The 24,067-nt window shown below is 65.1% G+C and carries 19 protein-coding genes; 15 read left to right on the top strand and 4 right to left on the bottom strand.

The annotated features are described in order from the left end of the window. Nucleotides 1–62: 62 nt before the first annotated feature. From D7S89_RS07990 to D7S89_RS07975, 4 genes are read left to right on the top strand one after another with little or no spacing between them, the layout of a single operon-like run. Nucleotides 63–1,040, top strand: coding sequence for an extracellular solute-binding protein (locus D7S89_RS07990; protein WP_121277071.1), 978 nt, complete (start codon nt 63–65; stop codon nt 1,038–1,040). A gap of 24 nt (nt 1,041–1,064) precedes the next feature. After that, nucleotides 1,065–4,232: an efflux RND transporter permease subunit gene (locus D7S89_RS07985; RefSeq protein ID WP_121277070.1), complete on the top strand. Its 3,168-nt coding sequence runs from the start codon at nt 1,065–1,067 to the stop codon at nt 4,230–4,232. A 23-nt stretch (nt 4,233–4,255) separates the two neighbouring features. After that, entirely contained in the window at nt 4,256–5,503 is a 1,248-nt protein-coding gene (locus D7S89_RS07980; RefSeq protein ID WP_121277069.1) for an efflux RND transporter periplasmic adaptor subunit, read from the top strand. 23 nt (nt 5,504–5,526) lie between these two features. Further along, a complete protein-coding gene (locus D7S89_RS07975) occupies nt 5,527–7,008 on the top strand; it encodes an efflux transporter outer membrane subunit (protein ID WP_121277364.1) in 1,482 nt (493 codons plus the stop codon). On the opposite strand, the gene D7S89_RS07970 is transcribed toward D7S89_RS07975, so the two are convergent. After that, a complete protein-coding gene (locus tag D7S89_RS07970) occupies nt 6,995–7,909 on the bottom strand; it encodes a LysR family transcriptional regulator (RefSeq protein WP_121277363.1) in 915 nt (304 codons plus the stop codon). The two genes, D7S89_RS07975 and D7S89_RS07970, sit on opposite strands and share 14 nt — an antisense overlap. Before the next feature lie 396 nt (nt 7,910–8,305). On the opposite strand from D7S89_RS07970, the gene D7S89_RS07965 reads away from it, so the two are divergent. Continuing rightward, the gene (locus D7S89_RS07965; RefSeq protein WP_121277068.1) at nt 8,306–9,319 is read left to right on the top strand and encodes a zinc-binding alcohol dehydrogenase family protein; all 1,014 of its coding nucleotides are present in this window, start codon (nt 8,306–8,308) and stop codon (nt 9,317–9,319) included. A 2-nt stretch (nt 9,320–9,321) separates the two neighbouring features. After that, complete coding sequence (locus D7S89_RS07960) at nt 9,322–10,089, top strand: glycine betaine ABC transporter substrate-binding protein (RefSeq protein WP_121277067.1); 768 nt, start codon at nt 9,322–9,324, stop codon at nt 10,087–10,089. Nucleotides 10,090–10,098: 9 nt separating this feature from the next. Here D7S89_RS07960 and icmH read toward each other — a convergent pair whose 3' ends face one another. The 3 genes from icmH to tssJ all read right to left on the bottom strand — a co-directional run bounded on the left by icmH (nt 10,099) and on the right by tssJ (nt 12,918). Continuing rightward, entirely contained in the window at nt 10,099–10,881 is a 783-nt protein-coding gene (gene icmH / locus D7S89_RS07955) for a type IVB secretion system protein IcmH/DotU (RefSeq protein WP_121277066.1), read from the bottom strand. Continuing rightward, nucleotides 10,878–12,224 carry a type VI secretion system baseplate subunit TssK gene (gene tssK / locus D7S89_RS07950; RefSeq protein ID WP_121277065.1) on the bottom strand — a complete coding sequence of 449 codons (1,347 nt, stop codon included), beginning with the start codon at nt 12,222–12,224 and terminating at the stop codon, nt 10,878–10,880. Before tssK ends, icmH begins: the two co-directional genes overlap by 4 nt. Before the next feature lie 79 nt (nt 12,225–12,303). Next, nucleotides 12,304–12,918, bottom strand: a complete 615-nt coding sequence (gene tssJ, locus D7S89_RS07945; RefSeq protein ID WP_121277362.1) for a type VI secretion system lipoprotein TssJ — start codon at nt 12,916–12,918, stop codon at nt 12,304–12,306. 338 nt (nt 12,919–13,256) lie between these two features. Between tssJ and D7S89_RS07940 the strand changes: the two genes are divergently transcribed. From D7S89_RS07940 to tssA, 9 genes are all read left to right on the top strand, one after another. Next, nucleotides 13,257–13,916, top strand: a complete 660-nt coding sequence (locus D7S89_RS07940; protein WP_183085121.1) for a tetratricopeptide repeat protein — start codon at nt 13,257–13,259, stop codon at nt 13,914–13,916. A gap of 37 nt (nt 13,917–13,953) precedes the next feature. Beyond that, nucleotides 13,954–14,490, top strand: a complete 537-nt coding sequence (gene tssB, locus D7S89_RS07935; protein ID WP_121277064.1) for a type VI secretion system contractile sheath small subunit — start codon at nt 13,954–13,956, stop codon at nt 14,488–14,490. Nucleotides 14,491–14,517: 27 nt separating this feature from the next. Further along, entirely contained in the window at nt 14,518–16,008 is a 1,491-nt protein-coding gene (tssC, locus tag D7S89_RS07930) for a type VI secretion system contractile sheath large subunit (protein WP_121277063.1), read from the top strand. A 75-nt stretch (nt 16,009–16,083) separates the two neighbouring features. After that, on the top strand, nt 16,084–16,587 hold the full coding sequence (locus D7S89_RS07925; RefSeq protein ID WP_121277062.1) for an Hcp family type VI secretion system effector: 504 nt from the start codon (nt 16,084–16,086) through the stop codon (nt 16,585–16,587). Nucleotides 16,588–16,675: 88 nt separating this feature from the next. After that, nucleotides 16,676–17,188, top strand: coding sequence for a type VI secretion system baseplate subunit TssE (gene tssE / locus D7S89_RS07920; protein ID WP_121277061.1), 513 nt, complete (start codon nt 16,676–16,678; stop codon nt 17,186–17,188). A gap of 43 nt (nt 17,189–17,231) precedes the next feature. Continuing rightward, nucleotides 17,232–19,130 carry a type VI secretion system baseplate subunit TssF gene (gene tssF / locus D7S89_RS07915; protein ID WP_121277060.1) on the top strand — a complete coding sequence of 633 codons (1,899 nt, stop codon included), beginning with the start codon at nt 17,232–17,234 and terminating at the stop codon, nt 19,128–19,130. After that, entirely contained in the window at nt 19,094–20,179 is a 1,086-nt protein-coding gene (gene tssG / locus D7S89_RS07910) for a type VI secretion system baseplate subunit TssG (RefSeq protein ID WP_121277059.1), read from the top strand. The genes tssF and tssG overlap by 37 nt, the downstream gene beginning before the upstream one ends. Nucleotides 20,180–20,204: 25 nt before the next feature. Next, entirely contained in the window at nt 20,205–22,862 is a 2,658-nt protein-coding gene (gene tssH, locus D7S89_RS07905) for a type VI secretion system ATPase TssH (RefSeq protein WP_121277058.1), read from the top strand. Nucleotide 22,863: 1 nt separating this feature from the next. Further along, complete coding sequence (tssA, locus tag D7S89_RS07900; RefSeq protein ID WP_121277057.1) at nt 22,864–23,979, top strand: type VI secretion system protein TssA; 1,116 nt, start codon at nt 22,864–22,866, stop codon at nt 23,977–23,979. Nucleotides 23,980–24,067 lie beyond the last annotated feature (88 nt).

Genomic DNA, 24,067 nt, shown 5'->3' with positions numbered 1-24,067 from the left:
GCTACCATTGCCGCGACGCAACACTCGTTAAAGCTTGAACAAGAGCGGCTCGATCGATACCGATGAAACGACCCTTTGTGCGACTTCTCAGTGCATGTTGTGCGGCACTCGTGTGTGCGACGGCTGCGGCCGATGCGGCGGCATTGACCGTCTATAGCGTCGGGCCCGCGCCGCTCATTCGTCGGCTGGCAGCCGACTTTCGCCAGGAAACGGGCATCGAGGTCGACGTCTTTCAAGGGGACACGGGCCAGGTGCTCGCGCGTCTGGCCGACAAGCGCGTAGCGCCGGCCGACGTGGTGATTCTCGGCTCATGGGACACGGCGCTCGAGATGAGCCGGCGCGGCGAGTTGCTGCCGTATCAGCCCGCCGGCTACGAGCATATCGCCAGCGCTTATCGCACGCCGCAGTTCGTCGCACAGGGGGTAGCGACGCTTGCGCTCGTGTGGCGCATCGACAGCGACACGCCGCGGCCCGAAGACTGGGGCGACCTCGCCGCGCCGGCTTATCGCGACCGTATCGGCACGGTCGATCCCGCGCAATCGGGCTCGTCGCTGGACCTCATCGCGGCGCTCGACGCCCAGCATGGCACCGATATCTGGGCGATGCTCGCCGCCTTGCGAGAGAACGGCCTCACGCCGTCGGGTTCGAATGCGCAGGCGATGGATGCCGTGCTCAAGGGCGGCAAGGCGGCGCTGTTTGCGGTGGCCGACCATACGGCGCTCGAAGATAAGGCGCACGGTGCGCCGATCGAAGTGATCTTCCCGCGCTCGGGCACGATCGCGACCGCGCGCCCGATGATGATCATGAAGCAGACGCGCGAGGCGCGCGATGCCAAGCGCTTCGTCGACTTCGTGCTGTCGCGCAAGGGCCAGCAGGACGTCGCCGACGAGTTCATCATCCCCGCGCGTAACGACGTGGCGGCCGAGCGCCCCGGGCTCGACGCGATCAAGCTGCTGCCGGCGCCGCCCGCGCAGGCGGGCAAGAGCGGCACGAGCCGCGACGCCGTGCTCAAGCGCTTCGCCGCGCTGTTTTCGCAGTAACCGTATCGACGCGGAAACGACGCAATGTGGATCGTCAGGCTCGCCCTCGCGCGGCCGTACACGTTCATCGTCATGGCGCTCGCGATCGTGCTCGCGACACCGCTCACGCTCGTGCGCACGCCGGTCGATGTGCTGCCCGACATCGACATCCCCGTCATCAGCGTGATCTGGACGTACAACGGTCTGTCGGCCGACGAGATGGCCAACCGCATCACGACCGTGAACGAGCGCAATCTGACCGTGCTCGTCAGCAACATCCAGCATAGCGAGTCGCAGTCGCTGGCCGGCATCGCGATCATCAAGCTGTTCTTGCAGCCGCATACCGACGTGCGCACGGCGATGGCGCAGGCCGTGTCGGCAGAGGAGGCGCAACTGCGCTTCATGCCGCCCGGCGCGACACCGCCGCTGATCCTCACGTACTCGGCTTCGAGCATTCCGGTGCTGCAACTGGGCATCTCGAGCCCCGTGATGTCGGAGCAGGCGCTCAACGATGCGGCCACCAATTTCCTGCGCCCGCAGCTCGTGACGATTCCAGGCACCGTCGTGCCGTTCGCGTACGGCGGCAAGCCGCGCGTGATCTCGGTCGACCTCGACACGCGCGCACTGCTGGCCAAGGACCTCACGCCGAGCGACGTCATCAACGCGGTCAACGCGCAGAACCTGATCCTGCCGAGCGGCACCGCGAAGATCGGGGCGACCGAATATTCGGTCATGACGAACGCCTCGCCCGACACGATCGACGGCTTGAACCGCATTCCCGTGCGCACCGTCGACGGCGCGACGACCTACCTGGGGGAAGTCGCGCACGTGCGCGATGGCTTTTCGCCACAGACCAACGTCGTGCGGCAGGACGGGCGGCGCGGCGTGCTGATGTCGGTGATGAAGAGCGGCGAAGCGTCGACACTCTCGATCGTCGAGGCGATTCACGCGCTCGTGCCGCATGTCGCGCAATCGCTGCCGCCCGATCTGAAGATCGTTTCGCTGTTCGATCAATCGGTGTTCGTGAAGGCGGCGGTGCAGGGCGTGGCGCGCGAAGCCGTGATCGCCGCGGCGCTGACGGCCGCGATGGTGCTGCTGTTTCTGGGCAACTGGCGCAGCACGCTGATCATCGCGATCTCGATTCCGCTGTCGATTCTGGCTTCGCTGATCGCGCTGTCGGCGCTCGGCGAGAGCATCAACATCATGACGCTGGGCGGGCTCGCACTCGCGGTGGGCATTCTCGTCGACGATGCGACCGTCACGATCGAGAACATCGAGCGCCACTTGCATAGGGGCAGCAGCCTGCGCGATGCGATTCTCGACGGCGCCGGCGAGATCGCCGTGCCCGCATTCGTTTCGACGCTGTCGATCTGCATCGTCTTCGTGCCGATGTTCTTCCTCACGGGTGTGGCGCGCTACCTGTTCGTGCCGCTTGCCGAGGCCGTCGTGTTCGCGATGCTCGCGTCGTATTGGCTGTCGCGCACGCTCGTGCCGACGCTCGCGCTGCTGCTCACGCAACATCCGCCCATGCATCTCGAGGACGCGCAAGCGGGGACCTCGCTGTTCGCACGCGTGCATCGGCGCTTTCAGCGTGTGTTCGACCGACTGCATGCCAATTACGTCGTGCTGCTGACGATGGCGCTCGAGCGGCCGGGCCGCTTTGGTGGCGCGTTTCTGGGCGGGTGTCTGCTGTCCACGACGCTGCTGTTCGTCGTCGGCACCGATTTTTTCCCATCGGTCGACTCGGGTGCGATCCGCTTGCACATGCGCGGGCCGACGGGGCTACGCATCGAGGAAACCGCGCGCCTGGCCGATCAGGTCGAGGGCGTCGTGCGCGAAGTCGTCCCCGTGGGCGAGCGTGGTCCGATCCTCGACAACCTGGGGCTGCCCTATAGCGGCATCAATTTGTCGTACAGCAATGCCGGCACGATCGGCACGTTCGACGGCGAGCTGATGATCGCGCTCGCGTCGGGGCATGCGCCCGCGCAACGCTACGTCGAGCGCTTGCGCACGCTGCTGCCGCAGCGCTTTCCGGGCGTCGAGTTCTTCTTTCAGCCGGCCGACATCGTGACGCAGATCCTGAACTTCGGCCTGCCTGCCGCGATCGACGTGCAGATCGTCGGCGCCAATCAGCGCGCGAACTTTGCCGTGGCGAGTCACCTCATGAAGGCGATTCGTTCGCTGCCGGGCGCTGCTGATGCGCATATCCAGCAACGCGTGGACGAGCCGACGCTCGTGTTTCAGATGGACCGCTCCCGCTTGCAGCAGCTGGACTTGACTGCGCAAAATGTCGCGCAGAATCTGCTCGTCGCCCTGTCCGGCAGTTCGCAGACGGCACCTGCGTTCTGGCTCAACGAGCACAACGGTGTGCAATACCCGCTCAGCGTGCAGATGCCGCAGTACGACGCGGCCTCGCTCGACAGCCTCATGCGCATCCCCGTGACGGCGCCGGGCGTGACGAGCCGCCCGCAGTTGCTCGGCAATCTGGTGCGCGTCGAGCGGCGCGCGTTGCCGGCCGAGGTGTCGCACTACAACATCCGCCCGGCCATCGATGTGCTCGTCTCGGTGCAAGGGCGCGACCTCGGCAGCGTCGCGCGCGAGATCGACAAGCTCGTTGCAGCGGCGCGGCCGACCCTCGCACGCGGCTCGGACATCGACGTACGTGGCCAGGTGGAGACGATGCGCTCGTCGTTCTCGGGGCTCTATATCGGGCTCGCCGTGGCGGTCGTGCTCGTGTATCTGCTGATCGTCGTGAACTTTCAGTCGTGGCTCGATCCCTTGATCATCATCAGCGCGCTGCCTGCGGCCTTGGCCGGCATCGCATGGATGCTGTTCCTGACCGGGACGCGCCTGTCGGTGCCCGCGCTGACCGGCGGCATCATGACGGTCGGGGTGGCGACGGCCAACAGCATTCTCGTGGTGTCGTTCGCGCGCGAGCGCCTGGCCGCGGGGGCGACGCCACTCGCCGCCGCGCTCGAAGCCGGGGCGACCCGTATGCGGCCCGTCTTGATGACGGCTACGGCCATGATCGTCGGCATGTTGCCGATGGCGTTGGGCATCGGCGAAGCGGCGGAGCAAAACGCGCCGCTCGGGCGCGCCGTGATCGGTGGCCTGCTGTTCGCGACGGTCTCGACGCTCGTGTTCGTGCCGCTCGTGTTCTCGGTCTTGCATGGGCGTCTTGCGCGCAAGCGAGACGCGCGGCACGCACCGTGACGATCCATTTAAAACGCAACGACATGGACGACTCTCTGGAATCCGTCAACGCCGAGCGGCTGCACGCTGCCTCCGACGCCTCGCGTACGTCGCCCGAGGGCAGCGCCATGCCGTTGCCGTCGCAGGACACGGTGCGGCGACGCCTGCGCGTCGCGGCAATGTTGATCGCGGTCGTGCTCGTCGTGCTGACGGCGCGTACGGTTGTCGTCGGCATCGAGCGCACGCATGCGCTGGCCGACGCATCGGCGAGCAATCAGCGCGAGTACGTGTACGTCGTCAAGCCGACACTGCCGCGTCATGGCGATGCGCTCGTGCTGCCGGGCACGCTGCGCGGCGCCGTCGAATCGCCGATCTATGCGCGCGCGAACGGCTACGTGAAGCACTGGTATGCCGACATCGGCACGCGCGTGCGGGAAGGGCAGCTGCTGGCCGAGCTCGATACGCCCGAGATCGATCAGGAGCTGGCTCAGGCGCTCGCGCAGCGGCGTCAGGCCAACGTCACGTTGGGTCTCGCGAAGAGTTCGCTGACGCGCTGGCGCGAGCTGCGCGCGCACGACGCCGTCTCGCAGCAGGAACTCGACGAACGCTCGAGCGCCTACGACGAAGCCGCAGCCAGCTTTGCCGCGGCCGATGCGAACGTGAAGCGGCTCGGCGAACTCGAGTCGTTCAAGCGCATCGTCGCGCCGTTCGGAGGCGTCGTGACGCGGCGTAACGTCGACGTCGGCGATCTCGTCGACGCGGGCAATGGCGGCACGCGCCGTGCCTTGTTCGCGCTCGCGCAGACCGACCCGCTGCGCGTCTACGTCGACGTGCCGCAGGCCTACGCCCAAGGTATGGCGCCGGGCGCGCACGTCGTCGTGACGCAGGCCGAGCTCGCGCGTCGCTCGTTCGCGGGCACCGTCACACACACGGCGCAGGCCATCGACGTGACGACGCGCTCGATGCAGGTCGAAGTGACGCTGCCCAACCGCGATGGTGCGTTGATGCCCGGGGCCTACGTGCAGGTGGCGTTCGCCGATACCGCTCATGCGCGCCTGCAAGTGCCCGGCAATGCGCTGCTGTTTCGTGCCGAAGGGCCACGTGTGGCGGTGGTCGGTGCAGACGGTCGCGTGCATTTGCAGCCCGTCGTGATCGCGCGCGATCTGGGGCAGTCGCTCGAAATCGAGAGCGGGCTCACGCCGAAGGATCAGGTCATCGTCAATCCCGGCGACTCGCTGGCCGATGGCGATAAAGTCATTGCCGCGCCCGCGCCGACGAAGGGGCACGCGTGAAGAGGCGCTGGGGCTGGTTGCCGATGCTGGCGGCGCTTGCCGGGTGCGCGGCCGGGCCCGACTACCGCAGGCCTGATGTCGAGACGCCCTCGGCGTGGCGCATCGAGGCCAGCGACGCTTACTGGCATGCGGCGGCCCCCACGCATGCGCCGCTCGCGCTCGATTGGTGGCGCGGCTTTGGCGATGCGCAGCTCGACAGCCTCGAAGCGGCCGCGCTCGCCGACAACCAGACGCTGCGGGCGGCGAGCGCGCATTACGACGCCGCGCGTGCGAGTCTCGCCGAAGTCGCGTCGGCGCGCTCGCCCCAGCTGGGTCTCCAAGCGGACGTGGCGCGCGAGAAGATCTCGGGCGAGCGGCCGCGCATCAACTATGCGGTGCCGACTTTCTCGACCGTGCAGAACGATGTGGTGCTGCGCGCGAGCGTGGGCTATGAGCTCGATCTGTTCGGGCGCATTCGTCGCGAAGTGGAGGCCGCGAATGCTTCGACAGAAGCGGCTGCGGACGATCTGGCCAACGCGCGGCTCGTGATCACGGCCGACGTGGCGGCCACTTATGTGGCGCTGCGCATCGTCGATGCGCAAAGCGACGTGCTGGCGCAAATCATTGCGCTGCAGCAGCAGTCGCTCGACTACGTGCGCACGCGGCACGATCTCGGCGCGGTCTCGGGCCTCGATGTCTTGCAGCAGCAGACACAGCTCGATGCGACGCGCACCCAGGCGCAACTGCTCTTCGCCACGCGCGCGCAATACGAGCATGCGCTCGCGGCGCTCGTCGGCTTGCCGGCCTCGTCGTTCTCGATCGCGCAGCGCGTGGTGCCGCTGATCGATACGCCGCCACCGGCTGTCTCGTTGGCATTGCCGAGCGAACTGCTCGAGCGGCGGCCCGACATCGCGTCGGCAGAACGCGCGATGGCGGCGGCCAACGCGCGCATCGGCGTGGCACGCGCCGCGTACTTTCCGAGCCTCGTGCTGAACCCTGGCATCGGCTGGGAAGCGACGCGCTTCGCCAGCATGCTCAGTGCGCCGGCGCTGTTGTGGTCGGTCGGCGCATCGGCCGAGTCGGTGCTGTTCGACGGTGGCAAGCGTCGCGCGCGCGTCGATTTCGCTCAGGCTGGCTATGCCGAAGCGCAGGCGCGCTATCGGCAGACGGTGCTCGACGCGATGCAGCAGGTGCAGGACGGCGTGACGGGCCTGTCGGTGCTCGACGTCGCCGCGCGACAGGCGCATGCGGCCGTCGACGATGCGCGTCGCCTCGTCGATATGGCGCATGAACGCTACACGGGCGGGATGACCGCGTTCATCGATGTGATCAGTGCGCAGCAGCAGCTGCAGACGAGCCGCGAACAGGAGGTCGCCATTCACGGTCGCCAGCTGGCGACACTGGTCTTTCTGGCGAAGGCGCTTGGCGGTGGCTGGCAGGCGCAGGCGTCGACGCACGGCGCGCCCGCGCTGGCGAGTGCTACGCCTGCGACGAGCACGCCAAGCCCTTCAGCTACGCCGCGCTAGGCGTGTGTGTGTTGGCGAAGTGGTCGGTCAGGAACTGGATGAACGAGAGCACGCGCGGGGCGACGAACGGATCGTCGCGCCACATCAGGAAGGCGAAGCGTTTTTCGAAGGTCCAGTCGGGAAAGATCGGTACGAGCGTGCCGTCGTCGACGGCCTCGTTCGCGACATAGCGCGGCAGGTAGGCCACGCCGAGGCCGTCGAGCGCCGAGCTCAACAGTGCGCGGCTGTTGTTCGAGCGCATCACGCAGCGCGCGCGCACCTCGACTTCGCGCTTGTGCTTCTGCATGGCGACCACGCTCGTGTGAGCGGGGCCGCGAAACAGCAGGAAGCCGTGGCGCGAGAGCTGCTCGGGATCGGTGATCGAAGGATGGCGCCCGAGGTAGGCCGGCGCGGCGAACAACCCCCAGTCGATCTCCATCAGGACCTTGCCGCGCGCATGCTCGGGCTTGCTGCGGTTGATCATGATCGCGACATCGACATTCTGGCTTTCGGGATCGATTTGCCGATCCGTTAAATCGAGTTCGACCTGCACGTTCACGTATTTCGTGGCGAATTGATTTAATGCCGGCATCAGCACGACATTGCCGAACGTGACAGGGGCCGCCACTCGCAGATTGCCGACCGGGTCGGCGTGATATTTCTCCATGAACGCATCGGCACTGCGCATTTCTACGAGCATGCGCGCACAGTACTCGTAATACGTCCGCCCCACGTCGGTGATTTCGATCTTGCGCGTGGTGCGCTTGAGCAGCGTGACGCCGAGTGTGGCTTCGAGCCGCGCCAGCTCCTTGCTGACGGCGGACTTCGACACCCCGATTACGCGCGCGGCCTCCGTATAACTCATCGTCTCGACGATTTTTGCAAAGATCGCCATCGATGCCATTTGTTCGAGCTGATTCATCATCGCCCTCGGTGCGGTTATTTTTTGCGCCTTTCTTTATCGTCAAGATTATAGCGGTGCACCTCGTCGAGGGAAGAGCAAAAGCAGGAAGCGGTTCCGAGGAAATCGTTTGCGCCTAAAAAAGAATATTGGGTGAATTTATTTTTCGGGCGAACGATGTGGGTCGGTGCAGGGTGTCGCGCTCGATGGCGGGCGATACATGCGATCGGCGCGCCACCGCATGGCGGCTGAGATTTTCAATCCTGCGGCGAAACTGAATGCGTGTCGTGCGGCTGGTTCGGCGCTGCGCGTTTGCCGATGATTGCCATACCGAGAGCGGGCAGACGAGCCCGCTCGGCCGCGCGAGCGCTGCTCGCCGCGACCCTGTTCAATCACGCCTTGGGAGCCAGTCGCCCTATGAAAGCCGTCGCCTTGTATCAGAACCTTCCGATCGACGATCCGCAGTCCCTCGTCGACATCGAACTGCCCGAGCCGCAGCCGGGCCCACGCGATCTGCTCGTGCAAGTGCACGCGGTGTCGGTGAATCCGGTCGATGTCAAAGTCCGGGCCGGCATGAAGCCCGAGCCGGGGCAGCCGCGCGTCCTCGGCTGGGATGCGGCCGGCATCGTGCGTGCCGTCGGGCGCGACGTGACGCTGTTCAAGCCCGGCGACCGCGTCTGGTATGCGGGCGCCTTGACGCGGCCCGGCACCAATAGCGAGTTGCACGTCGTCGATGAGCGCATCGTCGGCAGGATGCCGGCTACGCTCGATTTCGCGCAGGCCGCCGCGCTGCCGCTGACGGCCATCACCGCGTGGGAACTGCTGTTCGACCGCCTGCAGGTGGCGCAGGGCGGCGCGCGCCAGGACGCGGCGCTGCTCGTGATCGGCGCGGCCGGTGGCGTTGGCTCCATCCTCGTGCAACTGGCTCGCCAGCTGACCGGCGTGACGGTGATCGGCACGGCGTCGCGCCCCGAGACGACGCAATGGGTGCTCGATCTTGGCGCGCATCACGTCATCGACCATACGAAGCCGCTTGCCGAACAGCTTCAAGCGATCGGCTGCGCGCAAGTGGATTACGTCGCGGGCTTGAACCAGACCGACAGTCATTTCCTGCAGATCGTGGAGGCCATCAAGCCGCAAGGCCGCCTCGCGCTCATCGACGATCCCGAATTGTTCGACTGGCGCCTGCTCAAGCGCAAGAGCGTGTCGCTGCATTGGGAGTTCATGTTCACGCGGCCGATGTTCGACACGCCCGATCAGATCGCTCAGCATCACCTGCTGCAAAGGGTTGCCGAGCTCGTCGATGCGGGCACGTTGAAGACGACGTTCGCCGAGCACTTCGGCACGATCAACGCGAGCAATCTGCGCCGTGCCCATGCACTGATCGAAAGCAACCGCGCGCGCGGCAAGATCGTGCTCGAAGGGTTTTGATCATGCGGCTCGCGACGATCGATTTGTCGTTCCATCACGCGGCCGCCGGCCTCGTGATGGCCACGCTCGCACGTCATGGCGTGGCCGTCGAGGAGTGGCGTCGGCCGCACGAAGCCGCGTTCGAGCTGTTGGCCGACGGGACAGCCGATGCGCTTTGCGCAGCGTGGCTGCCCGGCAGCCACGGGAAGTACTTCGAGCCCCTGGCCGAGCACTTCGAGGGGATCAGCGTGATGTACACGCCCTATGCGCTGTGGGGCGTGCCCGACTATGTGCCGGCCGAGAGGGTGTCGAGCGTGGCCGATCTGACGCGGCTCGATGTCGTGGCGCGCATGACCAAGCGCATTCAGGGCATCGGCCCGGGTGCCGGCATTTCGCGGTTCTCGCGCGAAATCATGGAGGCATACGGGCTCGAGCAATATGGCTATCGCTTCGAGAATGGCTCGCTTGCCGACTGCGTGAATGCGTTCGAGCAAGCGGTGGCCGAAAAGCGTTGGGTCGTCGTGCCGCTATGGCAGCCGCAGTATCTGCACGCGACCCATCGCATCCGCGAATTGCATGAGCCGAACGGGCTCTTGCGCGGACGCGATGAAGCGACGCTGATCATCCGCAAGAGCACGCTCGAACAGCTACCGGTATCGGCTGCCGATGCGCTGCGCCGCTTGTCGCCAGGCAACGCCGACATCACGCAGCTCGACCGGTGGATAGCCTGCGAGGGCATGACGCCGCTGCAGGCCGGTGAACGCTATCTGCAGCGCGGCGTGGCCGATTGAAGCGGAAATTTACGGCAGCGAAATCGTCAAGTTGGCCGACTCGGCCTCGGGCTTGACGAGCTGCGAGTACGGCGCCAGCGTGCGCATCGTCGTGTCGCGCAGGTAGGTGTTCAGGCCCAGGTAGGCCACGAGCCCGACCAGCGCGAACACGGCACCGATCGTCCACAGCGGCACTTCATGCTTGAGCCGGTGTGCGACCTGATCGGGCAGCTGCCAATTCGGCGCGAACGGCGCGCGCTTGCCCTTCATCTGCGCGATCTCGTCGCCTAGACGAGCCGTCAGATACGCGAGCTTCTCGGGCCCCTCGAGCAGGTACTTGCCCTGAAAGCCCAGCAGCAGACACATGTGAAAAACCTCGAGCGACTGCAGCCGCGCCACGCCCTGCGCACGGCACGACTCGAGGTGATCGAAGAATTTCTCGCCGGCCAGTTGCTCGCCGAACAGCACGAGCTGCAACGGACGCCGTTCCCAATCGGTGCGGATCTTGAACGACGAGGACAGCACGGCCTCGTCGATCGCGGCGCAGAACGCGAACTTGGCGGCGTACATATCGTCGGCTTGCGCGTTGAGCTTTTTCGCGCCACGTTCGAAATCGGCCAGGAACGACTGCACGCGCGAACTGAATTCGGCGGCGCCGTCTTCGGGCTCATGACCGTGCTTGAGCAGGAACAGCATGAAAAAGCCGTCGTACAGCAGGTCGCGCAGCGAGCGTGCCTGAAAGCCGGCATCTTGAGCGGGCACGGATTGCGCCGCTTGGGCGCTGCTGCCGAAAAGGGAAGGGACTTCGGTCATGACGTGACTGCGATCAGTTCGAGTTTGAGTTCGTTGATGCCCGACGGTGCGTAGATCATCGCCGACTGTGCCTGCAGCATGCGGTCATACAGCGCGCCGCGCGTCTCTAGCGCGAAGTAGCAGGCACCGGGCCGCACGGGCACCGCAGGGGGGACTTGCGGCGTATAGGTGAGCCGCACGCCCGGCATGGCCGAGAGCACGAGCTTGTCGACGTCGTCAGGGGCGCCGACCTTGAAGCGCGCGGGCACGGCATCGACGAGCTCGACGGGCGGCATATCGGCCGATACCGCGATGAAGAACGTCGTCTTTTCGTCGATCTTGCCCGAGTCGAGGCGGCCCACGTGGAACGAGGGCCGTACTTCGTCGAGCGCGATCGCAAAGTAGCGTGTCGAGATGACCGTCTCGAGCAGGTCGCGCACGATCGTGTCGAGCTGCGCGAACACGGGGCCCGGATCCTCGTGGCGGTAGACGGGCAAGTCGGTCAGCGCGTAACGCTTGGAGAACGTCATCAGCTGGCCGGCAAGGCGCAGCAGCTCGTGAAAGAGCCGCTCGGGATGCAGCGACGGATACTGGTGCAGATGCACGAGCGAGGCGACGGCCGCGTTGGCCGTATGCAGCAGCCAGAACGAGGCGATGTCGCCCGAACGAAATTCGATAATGTTCTTGGTGGGCTCGCGATGAAAGCCGTAGAGCGCGCTGACTTTGGCCTGCAACGCGTCGATGAGCTGGCGCAGCCGCAGCGACAGCACCGGCGAGGCATCGATCGACAGGCTCGGCGGCACGAACGTTTCGTCGAGCTCGAAGCCCGACGTGGCCGTGCGGCGTACGCGCGCGACCGGCACGGTCACGAGCTGCGCACGAGGCTCGTTGTGCCCGACGAGCTTCACGCGCGTCTTCAGGAACGTGAGATCGGCCACGGCCGCATCGGTGAATTGATCGGCCACCGGCACTTGCCGGCTCGCATAGCGCGACGTGAAGTGCTCGCCCGGATCGCTCGAGTAGTTCGTGCCCGTTTCGCGCAGCGGGTGCAGCGCGACGTAGAAGACGAACTCGCCGACGCCTTCGGGCAGCGTATCGAGCGACTGCGTCTCGGGCAGCTCGTCCGCTTGCGGGGCCGCGTACAGCGTGCCGTCGGGAAAGATCAGCGAGAGTTCGGTCACGCGCAGCTGGTTGTTGCTGAGCGCATCGGTATCGAAGCGCACCGAGCGCACGCCCCAGTTGAACGGCTGAATCGAGCGGATCGATTCGAACAGGCGTGCCTCGTGATAGGCGTCCTGTTGCTGGAAATGCTGTGGCCTCAGAAAGAGCCCTTCGCCCCAGAGCAATTTCGCCGAATAACTCATTCTTAAGTTCGCCGTAGTTCTGTTCAATGGGCCGCGAATGCGGTCGTCATGATGCGTATGCCGCTCGTTGCCGTTGCGCTTACCCGCACGTAACGGAAGAAAGCATATTCAATGGCTGCATCGGCAATCCTGGGCTGGCCGGTATCACGGTGCCGCTCGTCACGGTCATTGCGCAGTTATGAAGACCGACCATTATGCCGGATTTCTCCGATTTCGCCGGATCGAAAGCGAATTTCCAGCGCTGCAGGGCGGGGTCGCGAAACAGCGCCACGATGCCGAATGCCTGCGCCTCGCGCGAGACTTTTTCGGTCATTTGGTAACGCTGCCCAGGTATCAGCGTCACTTCGCGCACGCCGATCAGATCGGCGCCGAGTGCGCCTTTTTCCTTGTCAGGATCGGTAAAGGCGTCGAATGGCGCCTGCTGAAAGGAAGTCGGGTCTTTCAGTACATAGAGCCGCACGACCAAGGCGAGCGGGTGATTGTCATTGGCGGCATTCAGATTCGGCGCGGCCGCGAGCGTCAACGCAATATCGCGCGGCGGCTTTTGCGCGTCGGGCACGTCAGGCTTGCCGATCCCGGCGGCCTGCAAGACCGTCTGCGCGGCCGCGCCCACCATGGGGACCGCCGCGGCACAGCCGCCTAGCAGCGCGCACGCGACGAGCGCTAGCGCGTAACGGGTGAAACGAGACTTCATGGAAATGTGCTGGCGCATTCCGCCGCCCCCGTCCAAAACATGAGAAAGAATTGCCCCGGCATTGGCTCCGCTATGCGCATTACGGTGAAACATACAGATTCGTATGCGTCGGAATGCGGAAAATTTTTCCGCATTCCGACGCATTGCGCATTTGCTCGGAAATTGTTTCCGCATAAGGCCGATCCAATGCCAATTACAAATGGATTTCGGTCATTCTTCTATCTCAAAATAGAAGTTGAATTGTCGAAAATTGGCCGGTACTATACGCGCGCACTCGCCGCAAAGCAAAGCTGCGGTTTCTCGGTCAGTCAATAAACCGCTTGGCGGTATCAAGAATCATGAAACTAGGACTTCCCCAAAAGTTTTCCGCGGCCGTGCTCGTGTGCGCGGCTATTGCCGGTTGTGCGACGCAAGACGGACCGACTGCTTCGTCTCCTGAAGCATTTAACAAAGCGCTTGCCGACGCCGATGCCGTCGCCAAGGGCGGCGATCAAAATCGCGCGCAGGCGCTTTATGAGCAGTTGACCAAGAGCGATCCGACTCGTGAAGAGCCGTGGTCGCGTATTGCGCAAATTCAATTCGCCCAATCGCATTACGGCCAGGCCATCGTCGCCGCGCAAGAGGCGCTGCAGCGCGATTCGAACGATCGCGAGGCGAAGAGCGTGCTGGCCGTCAGCGGCCTGCGCGTCGCGACCGAGTCGCTGGGCCAGCTGCGTCAGGATTCGGCCTTGGCCGGCGACGCGAAGACCGATGCTCAGGCGCTTGCGCATCAACTGCGTGACACGCTGGGGCAGTCGACGCTGTTTCCCGAAGACGAGGAAAAGAAGGTCGTGAAGAAGCGCCGCATCGTGCGCCATCCGGTTGCCAGCGCCTCGGCACCCGCTGCGCAAAAGCCGGCTGAAGGCGCTCCGGCAGCGCCCGCGGCCAAGCCTGCCGAGCCCGCGCCGAAAGCCGCGGCGGGCGGCGGTGCATCCGATCCCTTCAGTGCGCTTCGCTGATCGGGTCATTTGATTTTTTTTGTCCGGGGAGCCGTCGATGGCGAAGAAAGAAAGCATTCAAAAGCGCCTGCAAAAGGTGCGTCCGCCGCGTGTGCAGTTGACCTATGAAGTCGAGCGCGGGGATGCGATCGAAGTCAAGGAGTTGCCGTTCGTAGTCGGCGTGGTGGCCGACCTTGCGGGGCAATCGGAAATCGAACAGCCCAAGCTGCGCGATCGCAAGTTCGTCAACATCGATCGCGACAACTTCGACGACGTGATGAGGGGCCTCGAGCCGCGTGCCGCGTTCCAAGTCAAGAACGAGCTCAGCGACGCGGGTGGCACCTTTGCGGTCGATCTGCGTTTCCGCTCGATGGCGGACTTCAACCCGGACGAAGTAGTCGAGCAGATCGAGCCGCTGCGTCAGCTGCTCGAGGCACGCGCCAAGCTGGCCGACCTGCGCAACAAGCTGGCAGGCAACGACAAGCTCGAGAGCCTGCTCAGCGAAGTGCTCGCCAACACCCAGCAACTGCAAACGTTAGCGGGGAAAGGCGACGAGCACGGCGACGGCTCCGGCAACGACAAGCAGGGCGAGTAAAGAAAGCAACAAGCGGGGGGTGTTGAGATGAACCAGCAAACGGCCACGGCACAGCTTGCCGATGCGCAAACGAACGCGGCGCCTTCGCTGCTCGACGAGATCGTCGAAAAGAGCAAGGTCGCCAAATCGGAATCGGAACACGCGCGCGCGAAAGATCTCATCGGCGAGCTGGTGCAGCAGGTGCTGGCCGGCACCGTCGTCGTGTCGGACAACCTGTCCGCGACGATCGACGCGCGCATCGCCGAGCTCGACCGTCTGCTGTCGGCGCAGCTCAGCGAAGTGATGCACGCGCCCGAATTCCAGCGCATGGAAGGCACATGGCGCGGGCTCGAGTACCTGTGCAAGGAAAGCAACACGGGTCAGACGATCAAGATCAAGGCGTTCAACGCCACCAAGCGCGAGATCGTGCGCGACTTCAAGACGGCTGCCGAATTCGATCAAAGCGCGCTGTTCAAGAAGGTCTACGAAGAAGAGTTCGGCACGTTCGGCGGCGCGCCGTTCGGCACGCTGATCGGCGACTTCGAACTGACGCGCCAGCCCGAGGACATGTACTTCATCGAGCAGATGTCGCACGTGGCGGCTGCGGCGCACGCGCCGTTCATCACGTCGGCCTCGCCCGAGCTGCTCGGTCTCGAATCGTTCGCCGACCTCGGCAAGCCGCGCGACCTCGCCAAGGTATTCGACACGGTCGAATACGCGAAATGGAAGTCGTTCCGCGAGTCGGAGGATTCGCGTTACGTGGGTCTGACGATGCCCCGCTTCCTGGGCCGTCTGCCGTACAACCCGAAGGACGGTCTGGTGGCCGAGGGCTTCAGCTTCGTCGAGAACGTCGACGGCACCGATCACAGCAAGTACCTCTGGTGCAACGCGGCATGGGCTTTTGCTGCGCGCCTGACGGCGGCCTTCGACGACTTCGGCTGGTGCGCGGCGATTCGCGGCGTGGAAGGCGGCGGTCTCGTCGAGGATCTGCCGACGCACACGTTCAAGACCGACGACGGCGAAATCGCGCTCAAGTGCCCGACCGAAATCGCGATCACCGATCGCCGCGAGAAGGAGCTCAGCGATCTCGGCTTCATTCCGCTCGTGCATTGCAAGAACTCCGACTATGCGGCGTTCTTCGCGGCGCAGTCGGTGCAAAAGCCGAAGAAGTACAACACCGACAGTGCCAACGCGAACGCGGTGCTGTCGGCGCAGCTGCAATACATCTTCTCGGTTTCGCGCGTGGCCCACTACCTGAAGGCCATGATGCGCGACAAGATCGGCAGCTTCGCATCGGCGCAGAACGTCGAGGTGTTCCTGAACCGTTGGATTTCGCAGTACGTGTTGCTCGACGACAACGCCACACAAGAACAAAAAGCGCAGTTCCCGTTGCGTGAGGCGTCGATCCAGGTTGCAGAAATCCCCGGCAGGCCGGGGGCGTATCGATCGGTCGCATTCCTGCGTCCGCATTTCCAACTCGACGAGTTGTCGATCTCGCTGCGGCTCGTCGCGGATCTGCCGAAGCCGGCAAACGCTTAAACGATGTGAACGTATAGAGCTCGGGCATCAAGCCCGGGCTCACCTATAAACCGCCATTCCGGGAGTCGCGAAGTCATGAAAGATATTTATTTGAAGTTCGGCAATCCTGCTATCAAGGGTGAGTCGGCCGACAAGGACCACAAAGACTGGATCGAAATCAGCGCGTGGAATCACCAGATCACGCAGCCGCGTTCGGCAACGGCATCGACGGCCGGCGGCCATACGGCAGAGCGCTGCGAGCACGGCGACATGGTGTTCACGAAGGACATCGACGTCGTGAGCCCGCTGCTCTATCAACACGCGTCGGGCGGCTCGACGTTCGACGAAGTGACGATCGACTTCATGCGTTCGGACGGCGAAGGCCAGCGCGTCAAGTACCTCGAAATCAAGCTCAAGTACGTGATCATCTCGTCGATCGCACCGAGCGTCGTGGGCGAAGGTCTGCCGACCGAGCAGTTCTCGCTCAAGTACGCAGCCGTGCAATGGAAGTACACGCAGCAAAAGATCGGCGGCAGCCAGGGCGGTAACGCGCAAGGCGCCTGGAGCCTCACGAAGAACGACAAGACCTACGCGGTCTGATTGCCGCAACTCGCGTGGAGCGCTCGCGGCCCTCGAGCCGCTGAGCGCTTCGCGCTTGTCATGACGAGAGGGGCGCGAGCGCTGTCCGATGAAGCGATTCGAACCGAGCTTGCTCGATAAGCTGTTCGACGACGATCCCCGTTCGCCGGCTCCGGCGGCGATGCGGCAATTGTCGCTGGACGAGCTCAAGAGCCGCGTGGCGCGCGATGTGGAAGCGCTGCTGAACACGCGCATCGTGTTGACCGAGCACGACCTCGTCAAACTGACCGAATGCCAGCGCTCGGTGCTGACCTACGGTCTCAACGATTTCGCGGGCTTGAGCCTCGTCAGCCACGACGATCGCACGTTCATCTGCGATTCGATCCGGCAAGCCATCGCACGGCACGAACCGCGCTTGCGCGACGTCGTCGTCGCACTCGAAATAAACGGACAATCGACCAACGCGCTTTACTTCGGCATTCGCGCGAAGCTCGTCGTGCATCCGGCCGAAGAGCCCGTCAGCTTCGACGCGATGCTGCAGGCATCGACGCTGCAATACTCCGTCACGCGAGCGGGCCGGGCCCTCGATGCCACGCGTGGCCGCGTGCGCGAAGCAGGGTGAACAGGCCCTAAAGTAAAGACGAGCGCACGCTCGGGGAATATCGATGGAAGCGTTGCTGCCTTACTACGAGCGCGAGCTGGCGTTTTTGCGCCAGTATTCGCGCGAATTCGCCGAGCGATATCCAAAGATCGCGTCGCATCTGGCGACCGGGGGCGAGCAAAGCGACGATCCGCACGTCGAGCGCATGATCGATTCGTTCGCCCTGCTGGGCGCGCGCATCAACAAGAAGCTCGCGGACGAGTACCCCGAATTCACCGAAGCACTGCTCGAAGTGCTGTATCCGCACTATCTGCGGCCATTTCCGTCATGCTCGATCGCACAATTCGGCGCGCAGGACGTCGAAGGGGCGAAAGACGCGGAAGACCTCGAGCACGCGCATCGGGTCGCCACGATCGCACGCGGCACGCTGCTCGAGACGCGCGAGCTTCGCGGCGTGCGGTGCCGCTTCCGCACGGCCTACGACGTGGCGATTGCGCCTGTGCGTATCGCCGATGCCCAATACACCCCGCTAGGTGCGCTCGGCCCGGAGGCGGCCGTGCTGCCCGGCAATGCCTCGGGCGTGCTCTCGTTCACGTTCGAGACGACGAGCGGCGTCGACTTCTCCGCCATCGGCCTCGACACGTTGCGCGCCTATCTGCACGGCGAGCAATCGTTCATTGCCGCGCTGGCCGACTGCCTGTTCATCAACGCGAGCGCGGCTTACGTCGAAACCGGCACGGGGCGTCGCTGGACGCCGCTCGCCGCGGTGCCGGTTGCGCAAGCGGGTTTCGCCGACGACGAGGCGCTCATCGACTTCCCTGCGAAGTCGCACAGTGCCTACCGCCTGCTGACCGAATACTTCGCGTTTCCCGACAAGTTCAACTTCATCGACTTCGATCTGGGCGCGATGCTGCGCGCGAGCGAACGCTGCATGCGCATCACGCTGCACGTCGTGCTCGGCGAGATGCGCGGCGAGGCACACCTCGCGCGCTTGATCGAAACGCTGGCGCGGCATCATCTGCGGCTCTTTTGCACGCCGGTCGTGAACCTGTTCGCGCAGCGCGGCGAGCCGATCCACGTGAGCCACGAGGCCGTGTCGTATCCGGTGCTGGCCGCTGCGCGCCGTGCCGATGCCTACGAGGTGTATTCGATCGATCGCGTGCATCTGGTCAAGGAGTGCGCCGATACGCAGTCTATGCAGACCGTCACCGAATTCCGGCCGTTCTACGCATTGCATCACGACGAGCTCGCGCGCACGGGTCGGTACTGGTTCGCGCGACGCGATGACGAGGTGGCACGCGTGAGTCCCGGCTACGAAACGGAGATCTCGCTGGTCGATGCCGACTTCGAACCGGGTGAGTCGCGGACCGATACGCTGAGCCTCGCGCTCACCTGCACGAACCGCGACTGGCCCGCTGCGCTCGCGATCGGGCTCGAGGGGGGCGATCTGTTCGTCGAGGAGACGCACGGCGCCGACGATACGCCCGGTACGAAGCGGGCCGGCCCCATTGCGATGCTGAGCCGCCCTACACCGAGCGTGCGCGTGCCGCGCGGGCCGTTGATGCATTGGCGGCTCGTGGCGCATCTGGCGCTGAACCATGTGTCGCTGGCGGAGCAAGGGCTCGCCGCGCTCAAGGAAATACTGGTGCTGTACGACCTGCGGCGCAGCGCCGTGTCGGCACGCCATATCGAAGGGCTCGTCGGCATCGAACAACGCGGCGCCGTCCAGTGGCTGCCCGGGCAGCCATTCGCGACGTTCGTGCGTGGCATGGAGATCCGCGTGACGGTCGACGAAGCCAACTTCGTCGGCACGAGTCTCGCGTCATTCGTGCGTGTGCTCGACACGTTTTTTGGGCTGTACGTCCACCTGAACAGCTTTGTGCAATTGGTTGCCGTGTCCAAGCGGACCGGCGAGGAGATCATGCGATGCAAGCCGCGCAGCGCAGAGTCGATGCTGGCGTAGTCGAGCGGCTCCTTAGCGAGCCGTATCGCTTCCAGTTCTTTCAGGCCGTGCGGATGCTCGAGAAGTGGTTCTCGCAGCGTGCCCCAGGCCGTCCGGGCGAGCGTGTCGCGCAACGCATCGTGTTTCGCAACACACTGTCGCTGACGTTCGCGCCGAGCGAGCTCGAGCGCGCGACGCCCTACGGCAAGAGTGGGGCCGCGCTGGCGGGCGACGAAGAGCGCCGCGAGGCGGTGTCGCAAGGCGCGCTCTCGCGCGTCGATCTGACGCCGTCTTTCTTCGGCCTGCTCGGCCAGCAGGGCGCTTTGCCGCTGCACTACACCGAGCAGCTGATCGCGCGCGAATACACCCAGCGCGATTCGGCCGCGCGCGAGTTCTTCGATGTGTTTTCGAACCGCGCGACAGCCCTCTTTTACGCGGCCTGGAAGAAGTACCGACTGCCGTTTCACTACGAGCTCGACAAGGACGAGCGCTATTTGCCGCTGCTCCTGGCGCTCGCGGGGGTGACCGACGCGCCCACGCGTGCCGAGCTGCAGCAGGGTCGCGGCGCGCTGCTCGACGAGGCGATCGCGGGCTACGCGCTGCCGGTGCGGCATCGCCCGATGTCGGCCGTCTATCTGCAACGCACGCTGGCCGAGTATTTCCGTGTGCCCGTGCGCGTCGAGCAGTTCGTCGGCAAGTGGTACGACGTGCCGCGCGAGCGTTTGAGCGTGCTCGGGAGCGCGAACGTGGCACTCGGCGCGACGGCACTGGCCGGCGAGCGGGTCTGGCAGCGCGACATGCGCGCGCGACTCGTGATCGGGCCTTTGAGCAAGCAGGATTACGAAGCCTTTCTGCCCGGCGCCCCGCGCGCGGCCGCGCTCGAACGCATGTTGCTGCTGCTCGCCGGCGTCACGCTCGAATACGAGGTATCGCTGGTGCTGGCCCGCGAGGAGGTCGGCGCGAGCCGGCTCGGCCACGGCTCGCGGCTCGGCTGGGATGCCTTCCTTTCCACGCGCGAGAGCGAACGCGATCGCGACGACGCACGTTACGACCTACACGTCATCCATTGACCTTACGAGAACGGACTGCCCATTCATGAGCACGCCTTTGAAGACCCTGATCGCCAAGCTCGACGCGCTTTGCCTCGATGCGGCCACGCGCGCCGCGAGCCTCTGCCTCGCGCGCGGCCACTACGAAGTGGATCTCGAACATCTGTTCCTCACGCTGCTCGAGGACAAGACGAGCGACTTGTGTGTCGTGCTGCGCACGAACAAGCTCAGTGTCGACATGCTGCGCAGCGATCTCGAACGCGAGCTCGAAGGCTTGAAGACCGGCAACACGCGCACGCCCGTCTTTTCGCCGCATCTGATCGCACTGTTCGAACAGGCCTGGCTCATCGCCTCGCTCGATTCGCAGGCGGCGCGCATCCGCTCGGGGCACTTGCTGCTCGCTTTGCTGGTCGCCCCCGATCTCGCGCAGTTCGCGCAGCGGATGTCGTCGGTGTTCTCGCGCATCGCCGTCGAGCATCTGAAGCACAAGTTCGACGAGACGACGGCGGGATCGAGCGAAGCGATGCGCGCGGTCGAAGCCGGTGAGGGGGCGGGCGCGCTCGATGCGGCGTCCGATCCGATCCCGCAGCCTGGCGCCTCGAAAACGCCGGCGCTCGACACGTACACGACCAACCTCACGCAACGCGCGCGCGAAGGCAACATCGATCCCGTGATCGGCCGCGAAGCCGAGATCCGGCAGACCATCGACATCCTGATGCGCCGCCGCCAGAACAATCCGATCCTCACGGGCGAAGCCGGCGTCGGCAAGACGGCCGTCGTCGAGGGGTTGGCGCTGCGCATCGCGGCCGGCGATGTGCCGGGGCCGCTGGTGGGCGTTGCGCTGCATGTGCTCGACATGGGGCTGCTGCAAGCCGGGGCCAGCGTGAAGGGCGAGTTCGAGAACCGCCTGAAGAACGTGATCGACGAAGTGAAGAAGAGCGCGGTGCCGATCGTGCTGTTCATCGACGAGGCGCATACGATCATCGGCGCCGGCGGACAGGCGGGCCAGAACGATGCGGCCAACCTGCTCAAGCCGGCCCTCGCGCGCGGCGAGCTGCGCACGATCGCCGCGACCACGTGGAGCGAATATCGCAAGTACTTCGAGAAAGACGTGGCGCTCGCACGGCGCTTCCAGGTCGTGAAGATCGAGGAGCCGAACGAGATGCTGGCGGCCGCGATGGTGCGGGGCCTGGCCGCGCGCATGGAAGCGCACTTCAAGGTTCGCATTCTCGACGAAGCGATCACCGAGGCCGTGCGGCTGTCGCATCGCTACATTACGGGGCGGCAACTGCCCGACAAGGCGATCGGCGTGCTCGATACGGCCTGCGCCAAGGTCGCGCTCGCGCACGGCTCGACACCGGCTGCGATCGACGATGCGCGCAAGCGGATCGAGCGCATCGACGTCGAGATCGCCTCGCTCGAGCGCGAAACGGCCACGGGCATGACGGGCGCCGCGCACGAGGAGCGCCTGGCCGAGTTGCGCCGCGCGCGCGACACCGACGTGACCGGGCTGGCGCTCGATGAGGCCCGCTATGAACAGGAGCGTGCGCTCGTCACGCGCATCGGCACGCTGCGCTGCGAGCTGGAGGCGGCCTCGCCCGATCAGGCCGGGACCGCGCGTGCGGCGCTAGCCCAGGCGACGGGCGAATTGCAGGCGTTGCAGCAAGCGCACCCGATGGTGCCGTTGCAGGTCGATGCGCATGTCGTGGCTCAGATCGTGGCGTCGTGGACCGGTATTCCGCTCGGCAGCATGGTCAAGGACGAAATCGACACGGTGCTGAATCTTCAGGATCTGCTGACGGCGCGCGTGATCGGCCAGGACCACGCGCTCGATGCGATTGCACAGCGCGTGCGTACCGCGAGTGCCAACCTCGAGGACCCGAACAAGCCGCGCGGCGTGTTCCTGTTCGTCGGCCCGTCGGGCGTCGGCAAGACCGAGACGGCACTGGCGCTGGCCGACATCCTGTACGGCGGCGAACGCAAGCTCGTCACGATCAACATGAGCGAGTATCAGGAAGCGCACAGCGTCTCGGGCCTGAAGGGCTCGCCGCCCGGCTACGTGGGCTATGGCGAAGGTGGCGTACTGACCGAGGCCGTGCGGCGCAATCCGTATTCGGTCGTGCTGCTCGACGAGGTCGAGAAGGCCCACCCCGACGTGCTGGAGATGTTCTTCCAGGTGTTCGACAAGGGCACGCTCGACGACGCCGAAGGGCGCGAGATCGATTTCCGCCATGCGTTGATCATCCTCACCTCGAACGTGGGCTCTTCGAACGTCATGCAGGCGTGCCTGAACAAGCCTGCCGAAGAACTGCCGAGCGCTGACGAGCTTGCCGAGACGCTGCGTCCGCAGCTGTACAAGGCGTTCAAGCCCGCGTTCCTGGGCCGGTTGAAGGTGGTGCCGTACTACCCGATTTCCGACGACGTGCTGGCCGAGATCATCGAGCTCAAGCTTTCGCGCATTCGCGATCGCATCGCAGCCAACCATCGCGCGGTGTTCGCGTGGGACGAATCGCTGGTCGATGCCGTGCTCGCGCGTTGCACCGAGGTCGATTCGGGGGCGCGCAACGTCGATCACATCCTGAACGGCACGCTGCTGCCGGAACTCGCCCAGCACGTGCTGGGCCGCATCGCACAAGGCGAGCGCATCGAGCGCATCGAGGCGCGTGCGCTCGAGTCCGGCCAATTCGAATACAAGGTGGCCTGACATGCCGATCGATCTCGTTCCGTTGTTCGCTCCGCTGTCGGAGTCCTCGCCGTGCGGCGAAGATCTGCTGTTCTCGGCGGACTTCGACGCCATCACGCATGCGCGTCGCTTCGACGATCCTTCGCTCGACCAGGGCGAATGGGTCACCGAAATCAAGGAGGCCGACTGGGGCTTCGTCATCGAACGCTGCACGACGCTGCTCAGCTCGCAGACGAAGGACCTGCGGCTCGCGGCGTGGCTCACCGAAGCGCTGGCGATCAAGCAGGGCGTGCCCGGTCTCACGCAGGGCTACACGCTGCTGGCGGGTTTGAGCGAACGCTTCTGGGATGCGCTGCATCCATTGCCGGAAGGTGACGACACCGAGTACCGGCTCGGCAACGTGAGCTGGCTCGTGGGCCGCACGGTGCAGCTGCTGCGTGACATGCCGCTCACGCAAAGCAGTTCGGCCAGCTATAGCGCACTCGATTGGGACGTGGCGATGAACGTCGCACAGGCTATCAAGCGCAATCCCGATCAGGCCGACGAGATTGCGCGCGGCAAACCCTCGATCGACGAGATCGACGCGTCCAAGCGCGCGACGCCGGTAGCGTTCTATCGCAGCTTGCTCGCCGATTTGAAAGCGTTCGAGTCGGCGCTGCGCGCGCTCGAAGCCGAGCTCGACCAGCGTGCCGGCGATCAGGCGCCGAGCTTTCGCCAGACGAAGGACGCCTACGAAACCGTGTATGGCCTGGCCGAACGCTTCGCGCGTGAGATCGGTGCATTGACGCCTGAGTCCAAGCCCGAAGCCCCTTCTTCGAACGCGCAGACCACCGCTGCCGGGCGCACCGAGCCGAGCTTCAAAACCCTGCCCATTGACGAGATCGCCATGCCCGTTGCCACGCCCACCGTTCGAGTGGGTGCGATCGAGAGCCGCGCGGATTGCGTGCGCCAATTGCGTGCCGTCGCTCAATTCCTGCGCGCGACCGAGCCGCACAGCCCGGCCGCCTATCTGGCCGAGAAGGCCGCCGAGTGGGCCGACATGCCGCTGCACAAGTGGTTGGCGACGGTCGTGAAGGACGACGGCTCGCTCGCGCACATTCGCGAGCTGCTCGGCGTGAAGACCGACGGCGAGAGCTGAGCGCAAGTTACCAACGGAAGCGGCCAGGCCGCCTCCCAAATGGCGACGGGGGCCGCGCTCGCTCGAGCACGGCCCCCGTCGTCAGGTG

It is taken from the genome of Trinickia fusca (genome assembly GCF_003628145.1).
GTDB lineage: Bacteria > Pseudomonadota > Gammaproteobacteria > Burkholderiales > Burkholderiaceae > Trinickia > Trinickia fusca.
Note: the sequence above shows the minus strand (reverse complement) of the source record. Positions and strands in the feature narration are given on the sequence as shown.

Bases quoted from the DNA above. Each gene is read 5' to 3' on its own strand.
- D7S89_RS07990 (WP_121277071.1), top strand. From the start codon at position 63: ATGAAACGACCCTTTGTGCGACTTCTCAGTGCATGTTGTGCGGCACTC.
- D7S89_RS07985 (WP_121277070.1), top strand. From the start codon at position 1,065: ATGTGGATCGTCAGGCTCGCCCTCGCGCGGCCGTACACGTTCATCGTC.
- D7S89_RS07980 (WP_121277069.1), top strand. From the start codon at position 4,256: ATGGACGACTCTCTGGAATCCGTCAACGCCGAGCGGCTGCACGCTGCC.
- D7S89_RS07975 (WP_121277364.1), top strand. From the start codon at position 5,527: ATGCTGGCGGCGCTTGCCGGGTGCGCGGCCGGGCCCGACTACCGCAGG.
- D7S89_RS07970 (WP_121277363.1), bottom strand. From the start codon at position 7,909: ATGAATCAGCTCGAACAAATGGCATCGATGGCGATCTTTGCAAAAATC.
- D7S89_RS07965 (WP_121277068.1), top strand. From the start codon at position 8,306: ATGAAAGCCGTCGCCTTGTATCAGAACCTTCCGATCGACGATCCGCAG.
- D7S89_RS07960 (WP_121277067.1), top strand. From the start codon at position 9,322: ATGCGGCTCGCGACGATCGATTTGTCGTTCCATCACGCGGCCGCCGGC.
- icmH (WP_121277066.1), bottom strand. From the start codon at position 10,881: ATGACCGAAGTCCCTTCCCTTTTCGGCAGCAGCGCCCAAGCGGCGCAA.
- tssK (WP_121277065.1), bottom strand. From the start codon at position 12,224: ATGAGTTATTCGGCGAAATTGCTCTGGGGCGAAGGGCTCTTTCTGAGG.
- tssJ (WP_121277362.1), bottom strand. From the start codon at position 12,918: ATGAAGTCTCGTTTCACCCGTTACGCGCTAGCGCTCGTCGCGTGCGCG.
- D7S89_RS07940 (WP_183085121.1), top strand. From the start codon at position 13,257: ATGAAACTAGGACTTCCCCAAAAGTTTTCCGCGGCCGTGCTCGTGTGC.
- tssB (WP_121277064.1), top strand. From the start codon at position 13,954: ATGGCGAAGAAAGAAAGCATTCAAAAGCGCCTGCAAAAGGTGCGTCCG.
- tssC (WP_121277063.1), top strand. From the start codon at position 14,518: ATGAACCAGCAAACGGCCACGGCACAGCTTGCCGATGCGCAAACGAAC.
- D7S89_RS07925 (WP_121277062.1), top strand. From the start codon at position 16,084: ATGAAAGATATTTATTTGAAGTTCGGCAATCCTGCTATCAAGGGTGAG.
- tssE (WP_121277061.1), top strand. From the start codon at position 16,676: ATGAAGCGATTCGAACCGAGCTTGCTCGATAAGCTGTTCGACGACGAT.
- tssF (WP_121277060.1), top strand. From the start codon at position 17,232: ATGGAAGCGTTGCTGCCTTACTACGAGCGCGAGCTGGCGTTTTTGCGC.
- tssG (WP_121277059.1), top strand. From the start codon at position 19,094: ATGCAAGCCGCGCAGCGCAGAGTCGATGCTGGCGTAGTCGAGCGGCTC.
- tssH (WP_121277058.1), top strand. From the start codon at position 20,205: ATGAGCACGCCTTTGAAGACCCTGATCGCCAAGCTCGACGCGCTTTGC.
- tssA (WP_121277057.1), top strand. From the start codon at position 22,864: ATGCCGATCGATCTCGTTCCGTTGTTCGCTCCGCTGTCGGAGTCCTCG.